The following is a 22022-nucleotide window of genomic DNA, read 5'->3' as shown; positions in this document are numbered from 1 at the left end:
CCGTCGCCCGAGGCGTGCTCCGAGCCCGCGAACAGCAGCAGCACGTGCCGCGGGGTGCGCAGCAGGTCGAACAGCCGCCGCGGGTAGGTGGCGAGGTCGCTCAACAGGCCGCGGCAGTCCGGTGCCCGGTCGCCGGGGGCGGGACAGGCCGCGGGTGTGCCGTCCGCCGTCTGCGGCTGGACCAACGGGCTGTCCGGGTAGGCGACCAGCAGCTGAGCCTGGCGCCGCAGCGCCATCTCGGTGTCGGCGCCGTTGTTGAGGGGGCCGGCACCGGCCTGGCGGACGGTGCGGGCATGGCGGACGGTGCGGTCGACCACCTCCTGCGCCACCGGGTGGCGTTCGGCGTGATAGCTCTCCAGCACGTCGTCCGTGGCCAGACCGCGGACGGTCAGGGCCAGTTTCCACGCGAGGTTGTGGGCGTCCTGTACACCGGTGTTCAGACCCTGCCCGCCGATCGGCGGCTGGATGTGTGCGGCGTCCCCGGCGACGAAGAGACGGCCGTTCCGGTAGCGGTCCACCATGCGGTGGCTGGTCCGGAAGGCGGACGACCAGCGCAGCGTGGAGGCGGTCGTCACTTCCGGGGACAGCCGGTCGAGCACGGCCTGGATCTGCCCGAGGTCCAGGCCCTGGCCATCACTCAGGCCCAGGACGGTCCCGTCCGGGGTGCTCGGGCCGTCTTCGCCCTCGGCCTGGGCGTGGGGGTGCAGCATCGACAGCCAGTACCGCCGGACGCCCGGCATCGGAATGCAGACGAGCATGTCGTCCACCTCACCGTTCGCGTCCAGGTTCACGGACCGCATGCTGTAGCCGGCGGGCAGTTCCCAGTCGACCTCGACGTCGCCGATCATGTACTGCTCGGGAAGGGCATCGCCCTCGAAGGTCAGCCCGGCCGCCTTGCGGACCAGGCTGTGCGCGCCGTCGCAGCCCACGACGTAGCGGGCGTGCAGCCGCTCGGTCCGGCCGCTTCCGTGCGCGAGAACGGCTTCGACCTCGTGCGGGCGCATCTCCAGCGAGCGGAGCTCGGTCGACCGCTCCACCTCCGTGCCAAAACCCGCAAGGTGCTCGGTGAGCAGCCGCTCGGTCTCGTACTGGGGCAGTGTGGCGAAGGGATAGGGGATCTCGGGCGGCAAAGTGAGCTCGACCCGGGGGCGAGGCTTGCCGTCGATGTAGACCAGCTGCCCCAGGTGTGGCACCGCCTCGTCCAGAGCTCTGCGGACCAGGCCCATGGCGTCCCATACCTCCAGGGTGCGGGGCACGATGCCGATGGCCTTGGCATGGGGTTGCGGGACGGGCAGCCGATCGACGATGCGGCAGTCCACGCCGTGCCGCCGCAGCTCGGCCGCCGCCGTTAGCCCCACAGGGCCTGCGCCCACCACGAGTACGTCGACATCGGCCATGATCAGGCTCCCTAGTTTGTCCGGATTGGTTCCCGAGCCAGTGGGCTTCACCAGGTTGCGCCGATCCGAAAGGGTTGAGGTTCGCCCACGGTGCGGAACCGGGGGAATCGAAACCCTTTCTTTGCCAATTGCTTACCGAGCCAGATGAAATGACGTCTCAGTCGCCCCGACAGTCTCGACGAACTCCAGCACCACCGGCTCAAGACGTTCCTGGGCCGTTGCCCCGAACCGGCCGCCCTGTCCGGACACGTCTGCGGGGGGATTACGTACAGCTGCGCAGCGACTACTGCGTCGGCCCGTGCGAGAGCTGTGCCTGCTCCGGTGCCCGGGGCAGGTGGCTCATCTCGTCGCGCCCGCCGACGACCTGTCGAAGGACACCGCCCTCATCCGCTGTCGGTGTCGTCCAGTGACCTACTCCTCGACAGGGGAACGTCGAACAGATCCGTACCGGTGCCTCAGGGAACGGGCGGTGCCGAGTGTGTTGCCGGCGACGGGGATTGCGACAGCTTCACGGGAGCCTCTCGGGAAACCGCCCGTCCCCCGGTCGGTCACGGCGTGGCGAGGAAGGCACGTACCCCCTGCGAGACGCCGTCGTCGGTGAAAAGCTCGTCGTGGTCCAGGCAGCCTGCCCCGGTGCTGGTGGCGCCGGTCAGCGGGACGCTGTCGTCGGGATCGATCACTTCGTCGCAAGGGGACCAGAAGGTGCTGTACCGCGTGGCTCCCGGGGTCTCGTCGCCGTCGGCGAGCCGGTCCTGGACGTAGCTTCCGGGGGACATGTCACGGCAGGCCTGGTCCCAGGCGGCGCAGGCCCACGCCGTGTAGGTGCCGTGGTTCGGTCCGCCCAGCGAGATCCAGTGGGCCACGTGTGCCGTGCCGCCGCCGAACTTGAGATACCGGCGGGTGACAAGGCTGCCGAAGGAGTGCGCGACGATGTCGACCTGGTCCGCTCCGGTCTGCCGGCGGACGGTGTCCACGTATGCGGCGAACTGCCCGGACAGCGTCTCGTTCACCGAGGGGGAGCTGTCGTAACTCCATCGGAAGAGGCGGCTGTCGGAGTATCCGGAGGCCTTGAGTTCCTCGGCCAACGCGCCCCAGACGCCGGGACCGGCGTTGTAGCCGTGGACGAGTATCACGGGCCGTTGATCGGCGGAGGCTGCTGCTGCGGAGGGTGCGGGGGCGGCGGACAGCAGTCCGGAGAGTGCGGCCGGCGTGGTCAGGATGAGGGTGAGGCGTCGTCGGCGCATGGATCCTCCCGCAATCGGCTGTTGGGGGATGGAGTGCAGCGCGATGGTAGGGCGCACAGCTTGATAGGGACAGGGTGATGCGCGCTGTGGGACCCAGGGTGGTGAGTCTCGAGGGAATGGGGGTTCGTATCCGCCCGGGTGCGGGCACGTCCGAGCCCAACTCGGAGGAAGGTTCGGATGATTGGCGCGCCTTCGTCAGGAGCTGGGCAAGGGGCAGTCTGCGAACAGCCCCGTGTCTGCCGGCTGTGGCACGGCGGACACGGGGCCGACGCATGGAGCAGTGGAGTCAGCCCTTGGGTGTGAGCTTCAGCGTCTGCTCGCCCGCGGTGCGGGCATCGCCGACGGCGCTGCCGCTGGCGTCGGTCCAGGCGCGTGTGGGGGTGGTCTCGACGCGCCGCTCGTCGTCGTCGGACATGCCGATGACGAGGCCGCTGTAGCGGTTGACGATCTTGTACGTGCCTGTGGTGTGCCCGTCGGTGTCGCGGCCCGGAATGACGAACCACTGCTGGCCGACCGTGGGGCCGGACTTGGGCGCAGCCGTCACGGTCGGCTTGGCAGCCCAGGCACGGCCCGCGTCACGGGTGGAGTCGACGCCGAGGAGCCGGCGGGTGGCGGTATTGGTGATGCGGTACGAGCCGTCGCCGTTCGAGGTGAAAGTCCAACGGGCGTAGTGCGATGTGGAGTGGGAGGACAGCGAAGTGGCGGTCTTGCTGTCGCCTGCCTGGGTGAGGATGCGGCCGTCGCTGTTTCCGATGGTGTAGGCCTTGCCGGACGTGACCGGGGCCGCAGGGGTGCTGGTTCCGATGGTGGTGTCGTAGTACTCGCCGTCGGCGCCGCCCGAGCACTGGAACGAGCAGTAGCTGCGGAACTGCTTCCCGACGATCGTCGAACCGGTCTTGTTCACGGAGTCCAGCATCCACCGGTACCAGGACCCGGAGAGGTAGTCGCCGGTGTCACCGATGAGCCGCCACTTCTGCGTGGCGAGGTTGTCGGTGGCGTAGAACCGCTGGGGTTCGGTGCTGTCCTGTGTGATGGCCTCGGGCTGGCCGATGTACAGGCCCAGGTAGGCGTTGTAGGCGATGTTCATCGTCAACAGGTCTGCCTTCGCGGGCAGTTCACCCGCGGCCTGCTGTTCTGCGACTGAGCCGTCATTGGCCGGATCGTAGTCGTGTGCGACGGGGGTGTAGCCGGTGGTGTGCGTGGAGTCGACCGGCTCCATGTTGCTTTCCCGGCCGCCGAGGCCGGGCTGCGACCACGTGCCGTCGTACCACTTCTTCCACGAACCGGGCGCCATCTTGCCGGACATCGGGGCGCGGGCGACGTGCGCCCTGCTGCCGTCCGTCCAGCCGCCCGGCACACCGCCCTTCGGAATCACCCTGGAGTTGTAGTAGACGTAGAAGTAGCCGGAGGCGGTGTCCACGAACAGGCGCGGGTCGCCATCGCCGTAGTAGTAGGTGTCGTGCGGGAACGCCGCGGCGTCGTCGCGGTTCGTGCTGTACGGCGAGGTGAGGACGTGGTTCTTGATGTCCCAGGTCTTGCCCTGGTCCTTGGATATCGCGTAGTCGATGGCGTCGTAGTGCAGGCCGTCACCGAAGGGGCTCGGCGTGAACTCGTTGTGGACCAGGCCGTACCAGTCGCCGGTGTCCGGATCGACCCAGACGCCCATCAGGTCGCAGTAGTTCTTCTGCGCGTAGCGGGAATCGGCGGGGGCTTGGGTGGCTTCGCGGCCGGTGGGGCTGTTGTTGCAGCGCCATGTGGTGTCGTCGTTGCGGTCGTCGGCGTTGGCGGGATTGACCGCCTTGTTCAACTCCTTGTCCTCGGTGGCCGCGTCGAAGTCTTTGCCGCTGTAGAACATCCACTCGCGCGGATCGCTCGCACTGTAGAGGGCGTGCGCGGACTGGTAGTGGAACGAGCCGTCCTTGTCGATGAAGGTGGAGGCGGGGGAGTCGTCGGGGTGTGACCACGAACCCTTCTGTCCGACGGTGACGGTGAGCGAGGTCGGGTCGGCGGACGCGGGGACGGACGCCGCCGCGCCGGCCAGCACGGCACCCACGGCGACGATGGCCGCGAGGGTTCTTGCTCTGGAACGGACTGACACTGGTGCTCCTCTCGTTGTCGATGCGCCTGCGGGCATCGGGCCCCCGGGCGGTGGTTCACCATTCGAAGACCGCCCAGCCGCGATGCGGCAGTTCGGGCGGTCCTGCTGCGGCCGGGCCGGAGCCTCCGGCGGGTCCGACTGCCGCCCGCATCCCTGGAACGTCATTTGTGTCTCCCCCAGCCCTAATTAGTTCGGCTAGGATCCAAAATTAATACTCCCTAGTCAACAGACTGGAGGCGAGACTCTTGAACTGGATGAGGCCAGCCGTATTGCGTGGCGCTACGGCCGCGTAACGTGACGGGGACCCGCATACGAAACGATCAGTGCGCATCAAGGAGCAGGCCTGGTGAAGGCAGATCTACGGGAAGCCGGCGTGCGTGACATGGGCAGCGGAGGGCCGCCGCGGGCGAGCGACCGCGCGTCGCTGCGGCGCACCAATCTCGGCCTGGTGCTGCGCCTGTTGCGTGACGCCGGACCGCGGCCCCGGATCCGGATCGCGACCGAGACCGGACTGCCCAAAGCCACTGTCACCAACCTCGTCGCGGAGCTGATGGAACGCGGCCTGGTGCGTGAAGGCGACATCGAGCGCCACGGTTCGGTCGGACGTCCCAGCCGCACCGTGGAGATCGACGGCCGCACCATCTGCGGCATCGGTGTCGAGATCAGCGTCGACTACCTGAGCCTCATCGCTCTCGACCTGCGGGGCGAGACCGTCGCCGAATGCCACACTCCGATCGACACACGGGGCAGCGCCCCTGAGATCGTGCTGGACCGCATGGCGGAGGTGGTTCGGGACACGCTCCACGCCCTGCGCGCCAAGGGGACGCACCCGGTGGGAGTGGCCGTCGCGGCGCCCGGGGTGATCGAGAGCGACACCGGCGTGGTCTCCTACGCTCCCAATATCGCCTGGCGGGACGTCGCTGTCGTCGACGGTCTGCGAGAGCGGCTCGGCCGTGGGGCCCCGCCGGTCACGTTGGAGAACGACGCCAAACTGGGCGCCATCGCCGAGTACTTGATTGCAGCCGAGGCAGGCATCCACGACCTGATCTACGTGACCGGCGAGACCGGCGTCGGCGGCGGCATCATCTCCGACGGCCGGCTCCTGCGAGGCGCCGCCGGATTCGCGGGCGAGATCGGCCACATGCCCCTCGATCCGGGCGGCGAACCGTGCGTCTGCGGGCGCGTCGGCTGCTGGGAGACGATGGTCGGCCTCACCGCCCTGCTGCGCCGCGCCGCCTCCTCGGACGACCCCGTCCACGACCCCACCGTCGACTTGGAACAGCGGTTGACCGAGCTGCGCCGCCGCGCGGATGCGGGCGACGGAGCCACCCTCGCGGCGCTCGAGCGGATCGCCGACGGTCTTGCGCTTGGCACCGCTCTCCTCGCGGATGTCCTCAACCCGCGGGCCATCGTCCTGGGCGGCTATTTCGTCCACTTCGGCGACTATCTGATCGAGCGGGTGCGTGGTGAATTCGCCTCCCGCGTCATGGCTCCCGCGGCGGGCGGATGCGAGGTGCTGCTGTCGACGCTGGGGTTCAGCGCGGCGGCTCGCGGCGGCGCGCATCTGGCTCTGGACCGGGTGTATCAGGACCCCAGCGGGGCAGCGGTCATGGCGCGGTGAGGAGCGGCGTTTCGCGAGGCGGCGGTCCGCTGTGGGGGAGTGTGAGTGTCTCTTCCCGGCGCTCTGCTTCGGAGTAGCGGTCGTTCACGGCCTCCAGGGGCGGTGTCGCCCCGATACCCGCATGACTCCCGCATGACAGGAGTCGCCGAGGAACGGGGCACCAATGGGCGTGCCCGCGCCACGCCGGGGCCGGTTGACCGCCACCGCACCGGTGATACGACGACGACCTCGACCGGTCCCGGCTCGGGCACGTCACGTTGATGATCAGCGTCTGGGATGGCCTCGCGTCAGTCCGGCGCGACCGGTTCGGTCGCTACCGGTTCGGTGAGCAGGCGGCAGGCGCGAGTTTGCTCCGCGGCCACTCCGCCCCCAGCTGGCTCTACCCGGTAGAGGCGGGCCTGTGGGATGCGTGTCACTGCGTCGGCGAGACGGCCATTGGTGAACAGGGCGCCGACCCCGTCGTCCAGCGCCCAGCCGCCTGGAAGTGCCCCGGTTGCCACCGTGGCTCGGTAGGAGGCGCGGCGCCCTGGTTCGCTGTCGTAGTGCGGGCAGACCGAGCCGGGCAGGAGCCCCAGCCCGTCGCTGAGGAACGTCAACGGCCCGAAGGAGTCGGTATGTGAGGCATCGGCCCAGCAGTTGGCGCCGGCGCTGATGCCGCACAGCAGGGTTCCCCGGTCATAGGCCTCGCGCAGTAACAGGTCCACCCCGTGGGCGCGCCAGACCGCCAGAAGATTCGCCGTGTTGCCGCCACCGACGTAGACGATGCCTTGAGAGAGCAGCAACGCCCGCACACCTTCATCGTCGAGTTCTCTACGGAACAGCGGCAAGACGCCGGCCTCACAGTCGCGTGCCTGGAACGCGGCCAAGAAGCGCTCGAAGTACCCGGGGTTATCACCGCTGGCCGTCGGCACGAAGCAGACCCTGGGTCGGGCAGCGCGCGAGCTCTCGAGCACCCAGTCGTCCAGCAGCCCATCGGCATCCGTGGAAAAGCCGCCTCCGAGGAGAATCAGCCGGCGTTCCGGAACGACAGTCACAAGCACCTCCCCAAGACACATGCATCGTCGCAAGGCACGGTGCCTGGCTGTCGAAGAGCCCGCAACCGAAATCGTGACTGAGCGAGCCAGTAACGCGCTCATCACGGACATTGCGCTGCCCCGGAATTCGCCGACCAGGCCACCTCGCCCGCGCTCTGCGCCGCGCCCTCGGTTCGACCTCGCGCGCCCTCCGACTGATCGCGGGCTGTGCAACGGCGGCGAATCGTCTCCTGAGTCGGATGCCGGGCAGCCCTTCCTGGGCGCACCGTGCCTGGATCACCTGACCGTGTCCGGCATCCAATGGCACCCCGGAGTAAGGGAGTTGGCGCACAACGGCTGCCGCCTCGAGCGTCATCTCGGCACGTCGGCCGGGGAGGCTCCAGTTGGGCATTGCCTGAACCAGTCAGACCAGCGTATCGTCAGTGGCGTAACTGGTCTGCGTAAGTGTTGGCGGAAAGGGAGTTCATTCTGTGCGGGTGTCGCCGACTGTCTTCCAGGACCCGGAGGTCCTGGGGCGCAAGCTGGCCGCGGAGATCGCGGTGGAGATCGAGGAGGCCGCGTGGGCGGGGCGGATGTATGTGCTCGGCTGCCCGGGCGGTCGCAGTGCCGCAAGCACCTACCGGGCGCTGGCGGCTGAGGTGGCCACGCGCGGCCTTGACCTCGCGCACGTCGTGATCGTGATGATGGACGAGTACGTCGAGGTGACGTCGTCCGGCCCTGGGGACCGGGAGTACCAAGCGATCGATCCGGAGCTGCCGCACAGCTGCCTCGGGTTCGGGCAGCGGGAGATCGTCGCACCGCTGAACGCCGCGGCCGGCCCGGCACGGGGGATCGGGCCGGAGCGGTTGTGGGTGCCCGATCCGGCCGATCCGGAGGCTTACGACCGGCGCATCGCGGACGTGGGCGGGATCGATCTGTTCCTCCTCGCCTCGGGTGCCGGGGACGGGCACATCGCGTTCAACCCGGTGGGCAGCGCGGGAGACTCGCGGACCCGGGTGGTGGCCCTGGAGGAGCAGACCAGAACCGACAACCTGTCGACGTTCCCGACGTTCGGCGGCCTCGCCGATGTGCCTCAGTACGGCGTCACGGTCGGCATCTCCACCATCCGTACGCAGTCCAAGCGCGTGGTGATGGTGGCGCACGGCCGGGACAAGGGGCGGGCGGTCCAGCGGCTCGCCCGGGCCGAGGGATACGAAGCCGACTGGCCGGCCACCGTCCTGGCCGACTGCGCGCGGCCGCGGCTCTACATCGACGAGGCGGCAGTGTCCGCGTCCGCGGCCCTCACATCGCTCTGAGCAGGCAGCTTTGAGCAAGCAGCTTTGAGCAGGCGGCTTTGAGCAAGCAGCTTTGAACAAGCCGCTCGAAAGCCCAAGTTCACAACGAATCCGAAGCTGTAACACCTGTAGCACCTGTGACACCTGTGACACCAACAGATCCTGGAGGATCGATGGCTCGCGTCAAGATTGCCTACCTGGGTGGTGGCTCCTCGCGCGCGGCGGGCACCATGGCCTCGTTCATGCACCACGGCAAGGAGTTCGACGGCTCTGAGTTCGTCCTGATCGACCTTGACCCGGACCGTCTGGAGACGGTCCGCACGATCGCCGAGAAGATGGCCCGCAACGAGGGCCTCGACATCACGGTCAGCACGACGACTAACCAGCGTGAAGGACTGCGCGACGTCGACGCCGTGCTCAGCAGCTTCCGCCCCGGTGGCTTCGAGGCCCGAGCGCTGGACGAGCGGATCCCGCTCAAGTACGGCGTCATCGGCCAGGAGACGCAGGGGCCCGGCGGCCTGATGATGGCGCTCCGTTCGATCAACGTCATCAAGGGGCTCTGTGCCGATCTGGCCGACGTCGCGCCCCGCGCCCGGATCTTCAACTACACCAACCCGGTCAACATCGTCTCCCAGGCGGTCTCCGACTACACCGACGTCCCCATCGTCTCCTTCTGCGAGGGCCCGATCGTCTTCCCGCCGGTCGTCGCCAAGGCCGCGGGTCTCGATCCGGAGAAGCTCAAGGCCAACCTCGTCGGCGTGAACCACAACTGCTGGTCGAACGAGGCGACGTACGACGGCCAGGACGCCTTCCCGATCCTGCGCGAACGCTACGAGGCACTCAAGGACAAGCCGACCGAGGACCGCAACGGACTGCGGGCGCTGCACCTGGCGGTGGCCATGGAGTCCATCCCCTCGGACTACTTCAACTACTACTACTTCCGCGACGAGATCCTGCGCGAGCAGCAGCTGTCGGCGCAGACCCGTTCCGAGGTCATCATGGACGCGCTGCCCGACTACTGGGCGCACTACCAGGAGCAGTCGTGCTGCGACGCGCCGCGCCTGGACCAGGGCCGCTCCCGCGGCGGCATCCACGAGCTGGAGCTGGCCATCGACGCGATCAGCGCGTTCTACAACGACGCCCCGACGCGCCTGCCGTTCAACATCACCAACACCGGCTCCTGGCTGCCCGGCTTCGAGGAGTCGACCGTGGTCGAGCTGTGGGGCACGGTCGACGGCAAGGGCTTCCACCCCGAATCGCAGAAGCCGCTGCCGCACTCCGTGCGCGGCGTGGTCCAGCAGCTGGCCGAGTACCAGATCCTCGCCGCGAAGGCCGGATGGGAGGGCTCTCCGGCGGACGCTGTCCGCGCGATGATGGCCAACCCCCTCGTGCCGTCGCTGCCGGTCGCCGAGGCGCTGTACGCCGAGATGGCCAAGGCTCAGCGGGCCTGGCTGCCGGAGCGTCTGGTCCCGTGATCGGGGCGGACTCGGTGCTGCCGGCGTCCGCGCTCTACCTGGGCGTGGACGCCGGCAACAGCAAGACGGCGGCCCTGGTGGCCACGGCCTCCGGCGAGGTGGTGGGCGCCGGGCGCTCCGGCTGCGGGGACATCTACGGGGCGCCGACGCCCGAGGATGCCGTGGCGGAGGTGCTCGCGGCGGTACGACAGGCGCTGGACCAGGCGGGGGCGGACATCGCGGCCGTGGTCAGCGCGGCGTTCCGGCTTGCCGGAGTCGACTGGCCCGAGGACCGGGAGTACTGGGAGGCGGCCCTGTCGCGTCGCTTCCCTGGTGCCCTGGGTCGGCGCAGCGTCCTCAACGACGGCTACGCGGCAATTCGTTGCGGGAATCCTGGTGGTATCGGCATCTCGGTGACCGGCGGCACGGCGGCGGCGATCGCCGCGCGTGGACACGGCGGTGAGCTGTGGGACATGGGCTGGTGGGGCCAGCACGGGATGGGCGCGGTGGGCCTGGCGAAGGAGGCCTTCCGGGCGGTCTTCCTGGCAGAGCTGGGGCTCGGGCCGCACACCGCGCTGACCGCGGCGCTGCTTGCGCACTATGACAAGTCCTCGGCGGAGGCGCTCAACCACTGGCTGACGCGCCGCCAGGGGCAGGCGTCGGGGCGGGAACGGACCAGTTGCGCGCGGGTGGTCACGGCGGTGGCGTCGGCCGGTGATCCGGTGGCCGTCGACATCGTCCGCGCCCAGGGGAACCACTTCGCCCAGTACGCCGGGGTGGCCGCACGGCGCACCGGGCTTGTGGGGGAGGGGCGGCCGGTGAGTGTCGTGCTGTCGGGCTCGGTCCTGATGGCCGAGGACTCCCCGGTGGCCGAGGCGCTGTGCTCCGAACTGCCCGCTCACGTGCCAGGAGCGGTGCTGCACCGCAGTTCCCTGCCCCCGGTGGCCGGGGCGTTGCTGGACGCGCTCGGCGAGGGCGGGGTGGCGTTGGGGGATGCAGGGATCGCCGACGCCGTCGTGGAAAAGGTGACAAGAAGCCTGCCGCCCAGGGAATTCCTGACCACCTGAGCGGCGGTCGCCCCGGCTGCCTGAGGCAGCCGGGGCGGTGTCAGTTGCCGACCGGGCGGAACAGGTCGGCCTGGAACCGGTAGGCGTCGCTGCGGTACACCATGCGTCCGGACAGCAGGAGCGAGCCGTCGTCCGCGTAGGTCAACTCCTCGCCGATCAGCACCGGGTCGCCCGGCTCGATCTGCAGCAGTTTCGCGGTGGCCTGGTCCGCGGCCGCAGCGTGGACCGTATAAGAACTGCGGGCGATGCGCAGCCCGCACTCCTGCTCCAGGGTCTCGTACAGCGAGCGGTCGGAGAGATCGATGCCGGCCAGCTCGGAAGCGAGGGCCAGCACCACGACGCTGGAGTCCACACACACAGGCACATCGTCGAGGCTGCGCAGCCGCCGCAGATCCAGAACCTTGGACGCGGGGGCGATGCCCAGTTGCTCGGCCTCCTCGAAGGTGGCCGGGCGGGTGCGCTGGTGGAGCACCGCGGACTGCGGGCGCAGGCCGCGGGCGCGAGCCATCTCGGAGAAGCTCTGCAGCGTGCTGGGCGGCTCTCCGACGATGTTGCGGCGTACGAACCAGCCGCGCTGCGAGGAGCGTTCGAGCTTGTTCTCCTCAGCGAGCCGTCCCAGTGCGAGACGCAGGGTCGAGCGGCTGACCCCGAGGGTCGTCGCGAGATCACGCTCGCCGGGCAGCCGGCTCCCGGGCGGGTAGACCCCGCGGCGCAGCGCGTTGCTGAGTCGGCGGTAGGTCTGCTCGACGGCGGCCCCCGCCTTGGTGTCGTCCACGCTCGTCATGTACCCACCGTACCAAAACTGGTCTGCTCGGCAGAGCTAACAAACCAACTTCAGAGATCTGGACTAAGTGGTCTGCTGGGCTCTAGGCTCAAACTCACCTACCCGGGCTCTCGGGGCATCCCATCGAGGACAGGAGACACCGTGGTCTCGCGCAGTAGAACCCGGCGGATCGCCAGCCTGTTGGCGCCGCTCGCAACGGCCGGCCTACTGGCCGGCTGCGTACCAGGCACCAACGGAACCGGCGCGGCCAACGGCGCCGGTGCGGGCGCGGTGACCACCGATCCGGCCAAGATGGGCCACGTCACGGTACACGTCCTGGACTACTTCACCGGAGACCCCGACGACGCCTGGATGAAGTCGGTGGTCGACGCATTCGAGAAGAAGTACCCCAACATCACCATCGAGCGGACGTCACTGCCCTGGGGCGACGTGATGGCAGCCCTCCCGCTCAAACTGAAGTCCGCCGACGCACCGGACATCGTCCCGGCCAACAACGGCTGGCAGTCGCTGGGCACACTGGTCCGCGGTGGTCTGGTGCTCAACCTGGACAACTACGCCAAGGCCTACGGATGGCGAGAGAACTTCCCCGCGTCGATCGTGAACGAGCACCAGTTCACCACCGACGGCCAACAGATGGGCACGGGCTCGCTGTTCGGCGCCCCGGTCGCCCGGGCCTCCCTGATCGAGGTGTACTACAACCGGGCGCTGCTCAAGAAGATCGGTGCCAAGGTCCCGCACAGCTACGACGACTTCCAGGCCGTCCTCGGCAAGGCCAGAGCAGCGGGCATCACCCCCATCGCGCTGGGCAACTCGGACCAGCTCGGGATCACCGCACCCCTCTTCTCGCTCATGAACGCCTTCGGCACACAGAGCACCATCTCCGACTTCATCTACTCGCACGGCAACGTGAACATCGACCAGACGGGCTTCCCGCAGGCGGTCTCAGCCTTCAAGCAGTGGTCCGACAAGGGATACCTGGGCAAGGACTACGCGGGCACCGCCGCAGCGGACGCCGCCCAGGACTTCACGAACGGCAAGGGCCTGTTCCACTTCAACTACTCGGGCTCACTACCGCTCAAGGCAGGCCAGTCCAAGGAGTTCGGGTCCTTCGTTCTACCGCGCAAGGACGACGGCGACCCGGTCGCCACGGCTTCATCAGCAACCAACTTCTCCATCGCCTCGAAGTCGAAGCACCCCGATGCCGCGGCGGCCTTCCTCGACTTCGCGTCCGGCAGGCAAGCGGCCGAACTCGCCGTACAGAAGGGCACGATGCCCCTGCTGCAACCTGACGTGAAGGCCCCCAGCGGCGACCCCCTGTTCACGGACGACGTGGCGATCTCCCAGGAGGTCTCGGCGAAGGGAACCGCTGTGCCCTACCTGGACTGGGCCACACCCACCTTGTTCAACACTCTCAACACGACCATGCAGAGCATGCTGGCCGGCAAGTCCACACCGGACGCCGTAGTAGGCGCGGCAGCCAAGAACGTCGCCGCCTTCCAGCAGAGCCTGGCGAGGTAGTCATGGCCACACTCGACAAGAGCCGCACCCCGCACCCCGCAAGCCCGCACACCCAAGTCCGTCGGCCCCTACGCCGAGCGCCCCGTACCCATACGTCCCCGCACCGGCGCCGCCGGCGACTCCTGGGACTGGTCTACCTCGCCCCGGCGCTGCTCATCTACGGGTTCGTCGTGCTGCTCCCCGCCGGGCAGGGGGCACAGTTGTCCTTCTACCACTGGGACGGCATCACCAAGGCCACTTGGGCCGGGTTCGACAACTACACCGGCTTCTTCACCGACCCGACGCTGCGCCAAGCGGTCACCCACACCCTGTACTTCATCGCCTTCTTCTCCCTGCTGCCCATCGTCCTCGGCCTGACGAGCGCGGCGCTGGCAGCACGCAAAGACGTCCGCGGCGCCGGGATCTACCGCTGGTTCATCTTCCTTCCCCAAGTCCTCACCCCGGCCGTCGTCGCCGTGGTGTGGAAGCAGATCTACGCCCCCGACGGCCCTCTCAACTCCGTACTGACCGCCTTCGGCATGGGCGGACTGACGCGAGGCTGGCTCGGCGACTTCACCTGGGCCCTCCCCGCCCTCGGACTCGCCGGCACCTGGGGAGCGTTCGGACTGTGCATGGTGCTGTTCGCCGCGGGAATGCAGAACATCCCCGGCGAGCTCTACGACGCCGCGCGCATGGACGGAGCGGGCCCGATACGGGAGTTCTTCTCCGTGACCCTGCCCGGCCTGCGCGGCCAGCTCGCCGTCGTCCTGACGCTCACGCTGCTCGGCGCGATCCGGGTCTTCGACATCGTCTGGCTCACCACCCGAGGAGGCCCGGGCACCTCCACCATCACCCCGACCGTGGTGCTCTACCAGAGAGCTTTCGCCAACCCTGACGTCGGAGCCGCCTGCGCCATCGGTGTCGTCCTGGCGCTGGTCGCACTCGTCGTGTCCCTGGTCGTGGTCAAGATCTCCGAAGGAGACAACTGATGATCTCCAAGCGGGAAAAGATCTTCAACTACGTGATCCTTACGCTGCTCACCGTCGCGGTGCTCTTCCCGGTCGCCTGGATCCTCGGCGTCGCGGTGAGTCCCGACATCTCCGGGCACCTGGATCTCGGCCATCTGCAGTGGTCCAACTTCACCGAAGCCTGGAGACAGGCCGACTTCACCCAGTACCTGAAGTCCAGCGTGATCATCACCGGGACGGCGGTGGCCGTCTCGACCGTGCTGGCCATCCTCAGCGGCTACGCCTTCGGAGTCCTGGGCGTTGCGGGGGAGAAGCTGCTCTTCCCCTTGATCCTCTTCGGGGTCATGATCCCCATGGAAGCGATCATCGTCCCGCTCTACTACGACTTCCAGTACGCCGGCGTGACCGACACCTACCAGGGCATCATCCTCGCCCACGTCGGCACCGGAGTGAGCTTCGGCGCCTTCTGGATGCGCGCCGCCTTCCGCTCGGTGCCCGCCGGCATCGGCGAGTCGGCGCAGATGGACGGCGCCAACACCTGGACCATGCTGTGGCGGATCTACCTGCCGGTCGTCCGGCCCGCGGTGTCCACCTTCGTCCTGCTCAACTTCATGTGGACCTGGAACGACTACTTCCTGTCCCTGATCCTCGTCTCCGACCCGTCTCATCAGCCGCTGACACTGGGCCTGGGCGCCTTCTCCGGCCGCTACCTCGTGCACATCAACCTGCTCGCCGCGGCGGCGGTGCTGATCTGCCTCCCCGTGGTCGGCCTCTACGTGTTCTGCCAGCGGCAGTTCATCCGCGGCATGCTCTCCGGCGCTGTCAAGGGCTGAAGCGCGGCGGCCCTTTCACACCAAGCAACCTACGGCTCTTAAGGAACGACTGCGGGATGACCCAGCCCAACAGCTCTCGACGAGAAGATGACGCCACCGTGCGGGCAGATCAGGCACGGGAGACGGTCGTCGAAACGGCCCTCGGGAAGCTCGACCTCGACGCCAAGGCGCGGCTGCTGTCCGGCCAGGACCGGTGGTCGCTCCCCGAGCTCCCGGAGATCGGCCTGAAGTCCCTGGTCATGTCGGACGGCCCGATCGGTGTACGCGGCGTGCGCTGGAGCGTCGACGACCCGTCGATCGCCCTGCCGTCCCCGACCGCGCTCGCGGCAACCTGGGACCCGGAACTCGCATACAGGGTCGGCGTGTTGCTCGCCCAGGAGGCCCGCCGCAAGGGCGTCCACGTGCTGCTCGCGCCGACGGTGAACCTGCACCGGTCCCCGCTCGGCGGCCGGCACTTCGAGGCGTACAGCGAGGACCCGTACCTGACCGGCGTCATCGGCACCGGCTACGTGCAGGGCGTCCAGTCCGGTGGCGTGGGTACCACGGTCAAGCACTTCGTGGCCAACGACGCGGAGACCGACCGCTTCACCGTGAACAACCTGCTCTCCGAACGGGCGCTGCGCGAGCTGTACCTGGCGCCCTTCGAGGCGATCGTGGCGAACGCCCACCCGTGGGGCATCATGACCGCCTACAACCAGGTCAACGGCACGACGATGAGCGAACACCGCTACCTCGTGAACGAAGTCCTGCGCGGCGAATGGGGCTTCGACGGCTTCAACGTCTCCGACTGGTCGGCCGCGCGGTCGACGAAGCATGCCATCGAAGGCGGCCTGGACGTCGCGATGCCCGGCCCGCAGACCGTATACGGCCCGGCCCTGGCGGAGGCCGTCCGCGCGGGCGAGGTCGAGGAGTCGGAGGTCGACGAGGCCGTGCGGAACGTGCTGCGGCTCGCCGCCCGCGTCGGCATCCTCGAAGGGGCCGAGCCCGTCGTCACCGAGGTGCCGGCGGAGATCGACGGTGTGGCCCTGGCCCGCGAGATCGCCCACCGGTCCTTCGTTCTCGTCCGCAATGAGGGCGGTGCGCTTCCCCTGAAGCAGGGCAAGGTCGCCGTGACAGGTGCGGCTGCCCGCGACGCCCGGATCCTCGGCGGTGGCTCCGCGACGGTCTTCCCGTCCCGGGTCGTCTCGCCGCTCGAAGGGCTCACTGCAGCGCTGCCGGAAGGGACCGTGACGTATGCCGTCGGTGCCGACCCGCGCACCGAACCGGCCGTCGCCGAACAGGGCTTCGACCTGCAGGCCGTCTGCAGGGACGCGAGCGGCAGGGTCATCGGTGCCTATGACGTCCACAACGGGCAGATCCACTGGGCAGGCGCGGATCTCCCGGACGGTGTCACCCGCGATCACCTCCACAGCGTGGAGCTCGCCGGTACGTTCACGCCGCGCGACACCGGCCCTCACGCGTTCGCGATCAAGGGCATCGGAGCCTTCCGGCTCGTCGTCGACGGAACGACGTACTACGACGACATCCAGCCCCTCGACGACAACGACCCGTTCGGAGGGTTCTTCAGCGCTCCCCTGACCCGCGGCCTGGCCGAACTCACCGCGGGCGAGCCCGTCGAGGTCTCTCTCCGCCACGTCGTCGATGACGGTCCGGCGAGCGACATCTCGTTCACACTCGCTCACCAGGAACCGCAGCGCGACCCGGACGACCTGATCGCCGAAGCGGCAGCGGCCGCCGGGGCCGCCGACACCGCCGTGGTCGTCGTCGCCACCACCGACCGCGTCGAATCCGAGGGATACGACCGCACCAACCTCCAACTCCCCGGCCGCCAGGACGACTTGGTGCGCGCAGTGGCCGCCGCCAACCCGAACACCGTCGTCATCGTCAACTCCGGATCCCCGGTGGAACTCCCGTGGCGCAACGACGTCGCGGCCGTGCTCCTGAACTGGTTCGCGGGCCAAGAGGGCGGCGCTGCCCTCGCCGACGTGCTGACCGGCGCCGAGGAGCCCGGCGGCCGCCTGCCCACCACCTGGGGCACCCTCGCAGATGCCCCCGTCACGCAGGTCGTCCCGGATGGCGGTGAACTCCCATACAGCGAGGGCGTGTTCATCGGCTACCGCGCCTGGGAGAAGTCCGGTGCCGCCCCCTCGTACCCGTTCGGACACGGCCTCGGCTACACGCACTGGACGTACGAGTCGATCGAGGTGTCCGGCACGACGGCGACGGTCCGCGTCCGCAACGCCGGCAACCGCCCCGGCCGCGAGGTCGTTCAGGTCTACTTGTCCCCGGGCGAACCCGACGCGGCCCGGCCGGCCCGTTGGCTCGTGGGCTTCGCGGGCGCCACCGCGGGCCCCGGCGAGAGCGTCGACGCGGTGGTCGAACTCCCGCGCCGCGCCTTCGAGACGTGGGACGAGACGGCGAAGGCGTGGTCCTTTATGCCTGGCTCGTACGTGGTCCAGGCCGGCTCGTCCGTCGCGGATCGCCGCTTGACTGCTCCGATCAACGTGTGACCGGAGCGGGCTGCACCCCAGCTGGCACGAGGCACACCGACATCCATCCCAGTCCCGCGGGCCGCATGCCGGGGGCCACGGTGACCTTCTGGGTGCCCCCGACGTGGTCATGAGCGGTGAGCGTGAAGTCGAGCGGTTTGGTGCCGTCGTTGAGCAACATGAGCTTCACCTGGGCCTCGTGCCGGGGACCCCTGCCCTTCAGGAGGTCGACCTTCACGCGCAGGAGGCCACCGTCCCAGTCTTCGGCGGGCGCGAGCCGACCGGCGAAGGAGCGTACAAAGCCGTCGTTGGAGTAGATCGAGAACGCGTACTCGCCGTCGGTGGCCGAGGTGCCGGGCAGGGCTGACCGGCCGAACCCGTGGCCGGCGACGCCGACGGACGGTCATGCAATCCCCCACCTCGGTGGGTTTGGCGTCAGCCAATTCCCCATCCTCGCGGGCATGTTCGCCACGGGGCGGCGGTCGCGAACGGTGCTACGGAATGGCGGCTGCCGCCAGCCGCAGGCCGACTTCCACGAGGGCCCAGCCGAGGCGGGTACGGAGGTCCCGGGTTTGAGTGGTCGCGACCTCGTGGAGGTACACGTAGGCAGCCCCGCGCACGACCGGGCTGGCGTCCGTGAGCAGTGCGTCGCTGAAGCGCAGACCCTTGTGGACGCCGACCATCTCGTATCCGACCCCGTGGGACCGGGACCGCTGAGCGCGGCATCGCCAGGGCCGGCGGTCCTGATGCAGGCCCCAGGGGCCACTCACAGCGCCGCCAGGTGGCTGGCCGGCGCTCCCCGGGCTGTGCCTGCCGTCGTTCCGCGGGGCTTTTCAGCTGGGTTGATAGCGGTGGGTGACTGTTCGGGATGCAGGGGGTGGCGGGTCCTGTTTCGCTGATGTGGCCCGCTCTTCCTCATCACCCAAGGAGTGATCATGAGCGCTGCAGGTGAGTCCGGTCGTGTCCAGCAGATGCGTGCGAAGGTTCAGGACCTGGAACAGGCCGCGGAACGTGCCACTGACCCGCAGGAGCGTCAGCGTCTGAAGGACAAGGCCCGCCAGCTCAAGGAGCAGAGCGAGCACATCGGCGGTACGGGCAAGCAGGACATCGACCCGACGATGTAGTCCCGGTAGTTCCGAGCACAGACACCGGCCGGTGGCCGGCCTCCGTGGCTTTTCTGGCACGCGAGAGGCCCCCGGCCGGTCCTGCTGTCTCCGCCCCCTCGCCCGCGGCCCCGGCCGGCACTTCGGCGGGGCAGCGCCGCCTGACAAGGACGGAGGTCGGGTCCCGCGCAGCACCACCCGAAGGCCCCGTCTGTCCGGCTGCTCCAATTTCACGCGACGTCCGGCGGGAATGCGTACGGTCCCGCTGTGGAGACGACCGTGACCAAGTCCGGGAGCGATCACCTCAAGGGCCGGGCCCACGAGATCGCTCGCACAACACGCGGGCGCTTCCCCGACGCCCTGGCCGAGCCGCGCGCCGCGCACCCCGCACGGCATCGTGGCCCTCGACGGAACTCAGACCCCCGCCCGTGCCCTGACACCTCTCGGTGATGGACATGCGGGTGCGGTGGCCGGCGCCGCTCTGTCCGGTCCCGGTCGTGTCCACCTGCGGCATTGTCCGTCCTCGCTCACTGCCGGTCACTGCTGCATCCTCGGGTCCTCGGTGGGGTCGGCATACATACGGGGGCACACGCTGCCGATCGCATCGGTGCGCAGTTCGTAGTGCCATGGTTCGTTCTTGTAGGTCTGGCACAGCCCGTACTGCGCACCGTGTCGGGACAGCCATGCCGTCGCATCGGACCTGCCGATGTCCACCGCGTCACCCGACACGTGAGGCGACGTCTGTGCGGTGGCGACCCATTGGGCGGCCTCGTCTTCGGACCCGTACTTGGAGACCGCCTTGCCCAGAAGTTGATCTTGGTATTCCGGGGAACGCCAGCCGCTGTTGACACGGAAATCGACTCCCTGCTGCGCGGCATCCGTTGCCGCCTGGCGGAGGGCCTTGAGCAGACCTGGATCGAGGTTGGCCACACCCGGAATCCCGTCATCGAAGACCGAGGTGCCGTCGGGGACCGCGCCGTCGGCCTCGCCGAGCGCACCTCGGCGGTCACCGCGAGAGGCATTCGGTGGTGCGGCCGGGGTGGACTTCGAGGGTGGCGCGGCCGGGGACGACTTCGAGGGGGGTGCGGACGAGGAGGGCGTCACAGGTGGTGCGACTGAGGAAGACGAGGGCTTCAGCAGCTGGTAGCCGAGGGCAACGGTGATCGCTGCGATGACGGCTGTGAGGCAGATGGTGCGGAGCCAGGGAATCCGGCGGGTCCTCGTGCGAGCTGCCGGCGGAGTGCGATTCATGCTGACAGTCAAGGGAGCGTGATGTTGCCGGCACGTATCCGGTTTTCGATATGCCGACGATATGTGCGGCCTCGTAGCCTCGGAGCATGCGTGTTCTGATCGTCGAGGACGAACCCTTTCTGGCAGAAGCCATCCGTGATGGCCTACGCCTGGAAGCGATCGCCTCCGACATCGCAGGTGACGGCGACACCGCTCTGGAGCTGCTGAGCATCAACGCCTACGACATCGCCGTCCTGGACCGTGACATTCCCGGACCCAGCGGCGACGAAGTCGCCAAGAGCATCGTCGCCTCCGGCAGCGGTATGCCGATCCTCATGCTCACCGCGGCCGACCGTCTCGACGACAAGGCCACCGGGTTCGAGCTCGGCGCCGACGACTACCTCACGAAACCCTTCGACCTACGGGAGCTCGTGCTCAGGCTCAGAGCACTCAACCGCAGGCGTGCACACAACAGGCCACCGGTGCGCGAGATGGCGGGTCTGCGCCTGGACCCGTTTCGCAGGGAGGTCCACCGGGACGGCCGCTACGTCGCGCTGACCAGGAAGCAGTTCGCCGTACTCGAAGTCCTCATCGCTGCCGAAGGCGGTGTCGTCAGCGCCGAAGAACTTCTGGAACGCGCATGGGACGAGAACGCCGACCCGTTCACCAACGCCGTGCGCATCACCGTCTCGGCACTGCGCAAGCGTCTGGGAGAACCGTGGATCATCGCCACCGTGCCCGGAGTCGGGTACCGCATCGACACAGGCTCCGGCACCGGACGTGAGGCAGGGGACCGTGGATAGGCAGCCCGGGCTGAGCGTTCGCCTCAAACTCACCCTCAGCTACACCGGATTCCTCATGCTGGCCGGTGTCCTGATGATCATCGCCGGGTGGTTGTTCCTGACTCGTGTGAGGCACGTCGGGCTCGTCTTCCCGCCGAACTACCGCCTCTCGGTCGCGCGCGACTTCGCTCCGATGGCGGCCGTCACGATGTTGTTCCTGCTGGTGTTCGGTCTCGCGGGAGGGTGGTTCCTCGCCGGCCGCATGCTCGCCCCGCTGAACCGCATCACGCACGCCACCCGCATGGCCGCGAACGGATCGCTCTCCCACCGCATCCAGCTGCCGGGCGCCAAGGACGAGTTCCGTGAACTCGCCGACGCCTTCGACACGATGCTCGTACGGCTCGAAGCGCACGTCGCCGAACAGCAGAGATTCGCCGCCAACGCCTCTCACGAGCTGCGCACCCCGCTGGCCATCTCGAAGTCACTTCTCGACGTGGCCCGCACCGATCCGAACCGCGACACCGGCGAACTGATCGACCGCCTCAGTGCCGTCAACACCCGGGCCATCGATCTCACCGAGGCACTGCTCCTGCTCAGCCGCGCCGAGCAGAGGTCCTTCACGCGGGAACACGTCGATCTGTCCCTCATGGCGGAAGAAGCCACCGAAACGCTCCTCCCCCTCGCGGAAAAGAACGGCGTCACCCTCGAAACCAGCGGCGACATCGCCCCCACGATCGGATCACCGGCGCTCCTGCTCCAGCTGGCCACGAACCTCGTGCAGAACGCGATCGTCCACAACGTGCCCGGACAAGGCAACGTGTGGGTCCGCACCAGCGTCCGCCCCCACAGCGTGGTGCTCACGGTCGAGAACACCGGCGGGCACCTCACCCCCCAGCTGGTCTCGACTCTCACCGAGCCCTTCCAGCGCGGCACCGAACGTATCCACTCCGACCACGCAGGCGTCGGTCTCGGTCTGGCCATCGTCAAGACGATCACCCACGTACACGACGGATGCCTCACGATCACCCCGCGCCCTGCCGGCGGACTCCTTGTCGCCGTTGAACTGCCCACCCCAGCACCGCATACGGCCAACCAGGCAACCTTTCCACGGTTTTAGAGTTCGGGAATTTGATCAGTGACTGAAGCA

19 protein-coding genes are annotated in these 22022 nt (G+C 68.6%); 11 read left to right on the top strand and 8 right to left on the bottom strand.

All coding sequences use genetic code 11. From position 1 onward, the window contains the following. The 3 genes from ACWIGU_RS39070 to ACWIGU_RS39060 form a co-directional block, all read right to left on the bottom strand. On the bottom strand, positions 1–1397 hold a 1397-nt coding region (locus ACWIGU_RS39070), incomplete at its 3' end, for an FAD-dependent monooxygenase (protein WP_454406533.1). Between the two features lie 548 nt (positions 1398–1945). Then, positions 1946–2641 (bottom strand): esterase/lipase family protein, encoded by a 696-nt coding sequence (locus ACWIGU_RS39065; RefSeq protein ID WP_454406532.1) that lies wholly within the window; start codon positions 2639–2641, stop codon positions 1946–1948. A 286-nt stretch (positions 2642–2927) separates the two neighbouring features. Further along, positions 2928–4739, bottom strand: a complete 1812-nt coding sequence (locus tag ACWIGU_RS39060) for an RICIN domain-containing protein (RefSeq protein ID WP_454406531.1) — start codon at positions 4737–4739, stop codon at positions 2928–2930. A 346-nt stretch (positions 4740–5085) separates the two neighbouring features. On the opposite strand from ACWIGU_RS39060, the gene ACWIGU_RS39055 reads away from it, so the two are divergent. Beyond that, the gene (locus ACWIGU_RS39055) at positions 5086–6360 is read left to right on the top strand and encodes an ROK family transcriptional regulator (protein WP_454406530.1); all 1275 of its coding nucleotides are present in this window, start codon (positions 5086–5088) and stop codon (positions 6358–6360) included. 287 nt (positions 6361–6647) lie between these two features. On the opposite strand, the gene ACWIGU_RS39050 is transcribed toward ACWIGU_RS39055, so the two are convergent. Then, positions 6648–7415, bottom strand: a complete 768-nt coding sequence (locus ACWIGU_RS39050; protein WP_454406528.1) for a Type 1 glutamine amidotransferase-like domain-containing protein — start codon at positions 7413–7415, stop codon at positions 6648–6650. A gap of 455 nt (positions 7416–7870) precedes the next feature. Between ACWIGU_RS39050 and ACWIGU_RS39045 the strand changes: the two genes are divergently transcribed. The 3 genes from ACWIGU_RS39045 (at position 7871) to ACWIGU_RS39035 (ending at position 11189) form a co-directional block, all read left to right on the top strand. Then, positions 7871–8689, top strand: a complete 819-nt coding sequence (locus ACWIGU_RS39045; RefSeq protein WP_454406526.1) for a 6-phosphogluconolactonase — start codon at positions 7871–7873, stop codon at positions 8687–8689. 152 nt (positions 8690–8841) lie between these two features. Then, positions 8842–10143, top strand: coding sequence for a family 4 glycosyl hydrolase (locus tag ACWIGU_RS39040; protein WP_454406525.1), 1302 nt, complete (start codon positions 8842–8844; stop codon positions 10141–10143). Beyond that, the gene (locus ACWIGU_RS39035) at positions 10140–11189 is read left to right on the top strand and encodes an N-acetylglucosamine kinase (protein ID WP_454406524.1); all 1050 of its coding nucleotides are present in this window, start codon (positions 10140–10142) and stop codon (positions 11187–11189) included. Before ACWIGU_RS39040 ends, ACWIGU_RS39035 begins: the two co-directional genes overlap by 4 nt. Before the next feature lie 40 nt (positions 11190–11229). On the opposite strand, the gene ACWIGU_RS39030 is transcribed toward ACWIGU_RS39035, so the two are convergent. Beyond that, a complete protein-coding gene (locus ACWIGU_RS39030; protein ID WP_454406523.1) occupies positions 11230–11973 on the bottom strand; it encodes a GntR family transcriptional regulator in 744 nt (247 codons plus the stop codon). Positions 11974–12114: 141 nt separating this feature from the next. Here ACWIGU_RS39030 and ACWIGU_RS39025 point away from each other — a divergent pair, with 141 nt between their 5' ends. The 4 genes from ACWIGU_RS39025 to ACWIGU_RS39010 are packed head-to-tail and all read left to right on the top strand — an operon-like array spanning position 12115 to position 17781. Beyond that, positions 12115–13491: an ABC transporter substrate-binding protein gene (locus tag ACWIGU_RS39025; protein ID WP_454406522.1), complete on the top strand. Its 1377-nt coding sequence runs from the start codon at positions 12115–12117 to the stop codon at positions 13489–13491. Between the two features lie 2 nt (positions 13492–13493). Further along, on the top strand, positions 13494–14459 hold the full coding sequence (locus ACWIGU_RS39020) for a carbohydrate ABC transporter permease (protein WP_454406520.1): 966 nt from the start codon (positions 13494–13496) through the stop codon (positions 14457–14459). Further along, on the top strand, positions 14459–15271 hold the full coding sequence (locus tag ACWIGU_RS39015) for a carbohydrate ABC transporter permease (RefSeq protein ID WP_454406519.1): 813 nt from the start codon (positions 14459–14461) through the stop codon (positions 15269–15271). The genes ACWIGU_RS39020 and ACWIGU_RS39015 overlap by 1 nt, the downstream gene beginning before the upstream one ends. 56 nt (positions 15272–15327) lie before the next feature. Next, a complete protein-coding gene (locus ACWIGU_RS39010) occupies positions 15328–17781 on the top strand; it encodes a beta-glucosidase (protein ID WP_454406518.1) in 2454 nt (817 codons plus the stop codon). Here the strand turns inward: ACWIGU_RS39010 and ACWIGU_RS39005 are convergent. Both ACWIGU_RS39005 and ACWIGU_RS39000 read right to left on the bottom strand, forming a co-directional pair. Next, positions 17771–17998 carry a hypothetical protein gene (locus tag ACWIGU_RS39005; RefSeq protein WP_454406517.1) on the bottom strand — a complete coding sequence of 76 codons (228 nt, stop codon included), beginning with the start codon at positions 17996–17998 and terminating at the stop codon, positions 17771–17773. The two genes, ACWIGU_RS39010 and ACWIGU_RS39005, sit on opposite strands and share 11 nt — an antisense overlap. Positions 17999–18254: 256 nt before the next feature. Next, positions 18255–18443 carry a hypothetical protein gene (locus ACWIGU_RS39000; protein WP_454406515.1) on the bottom strand — a complete coding sequence of 63 codons (189 nt, stop codon included), beginning with the start codon at positions 18441–18443 and terminating at the stop codon, positions 18255–18257. Between the two features lie 252 nt (positions 18444–18695). Between ACWIGU_RS39000 and ACWIGU_RS38995 the strand changes: the two genes are divergently transcribed. After that, positions 18696–18884, top strand: a complete 189-nt coding sequence (locus tag ACWIGU_RS38995) for a DUF6381 family protein (protein WP_454403680.1) — start codon at positions 18696–18698, stop codon at positions 18882–18884. Between the two features lie 516 nt (positions 18885–19400). Here ACWIGU_RS38995 and ACWIGU_RS38990 read toward each other — a convergent pair. Then, complete coding sequence (locus tag ACWIGU_RS38990) at positions 19401–19793, bottom strand: M15 family metallopeptidase (RefSeq protein WP_454406514.1); 393 nt, start codon at positions 19791–19793, stop codon at positions 19401–19403. A 407-nt stretch (positions 19794–20200) separates the two neighbouring features. Here ACWIGU_RS38990 and ACWIGU_RS38985 point away from each other — a divergent pair, with 407 nt between their 5' ends. Next, entirely contained in the window at positions 20201–20896 is a 696-nt protein-coding gene (locus tag ACWIGU_RS38985; protein ID WP_454406513.1) for a response regulator transcription factor, read from the top strand. Next, positions 20889–21992: a sensor histidine kinase gene (locus ACWIGU_RS38980; RefSeq protein ID WP_454406511.1), complete on the top strand. Its 1104-nt coding sequence runs from the start codon at positions 20889–20891 to the stop codon at positions 21990–21992. Before ACWIGU_RS38985 ends, ACWIGU_RS38980 begins: the two co-directional genes overlap by 8 nt. Positions 21993–22022 lie beyond the last annotated feature (30 nt).

Source organism: Streptomyces sp. NPDC055400 (genome assembly GCF_053644375.1).
This window is presented reverse-complemented; position numbering and strand designations above follow the sequence as displayed.